This is a genomic window from Kocuria sp. CPCC 205260, from assembly GCF_040981045.1.
Classification (GTDB): domain Bacteria; phylum Actinomycetota; class Actinomycetes; order Actinomycetales; family Micrococcaceae; genus Kocuria; species Kocuria palustris.
In genome coordinates, this window is record NZ_JAVKPT010000062.1 from 1 (window position 1) to 595 (window position 595).

The 595-nt window shown below is 79.5% G+C and carries 1 pseudogene; it reads right to left on the reverse strand.

Features of this window, described 5'->3' with window-relative positions:
- A pseudogene (locus tag RF645_RS13155) lies at positions 1-595 on the reverse strand (primosomal protein N'); the annotation flags it as partial.

Here is a 595-nt window from a genome sequence, read left to right on the forward strand (position 1 = left end):
CGGGGCCCCGCTCGAGGCCCTCCCGGGCCGTACGGTAGGCGGTCTCGGGCAGCCGGGCGCGGGAGGCCAGGGGGTCCCGGGCGGCGTGGAAGGAGTCGGCGGTGGAGACGATCCGGGGCGCGTGCGCCCGCAGCACGCCGCGCTCGGGGGCGATCCGGCGGGCCCACCCGGAGGCCACCAGCCGCTGGGCCTCGGGGCTGACGGCGTGGCCCGCGAACAGGGCCGCGCACCCGCTGCGCCCGGCGCGCAGCAGCAGCACGTCGCGCACGTGCTGGTACGGGGCGCGCTGCTCCACGAGGTTCTCGTCGCCGTCGTCGAAGCAGGCCACGAGGCCGAGGGCGTCCACGGGCGCGTAGGCGGCGGAGCGGGTGCCGAGCACCACGCGCACCTGACCGGTCGCCGCGGCGAGGAACGCCCGGTAGCGGGGGGTGGGCCCGTCCTCCGCGTGCAGGCGCACCACGTGCTCCGCGCCGATCTCGTCGACGACCGAGCGCTCGAGGCGGGCCAGCGCCTTCTGGTCCGGGACCACCGCGACCGCCCCGCGCCCGGAGCGCCAGGCGGCGCCGACGGCGGCGGCCAGCACGTCCGTCCAGTC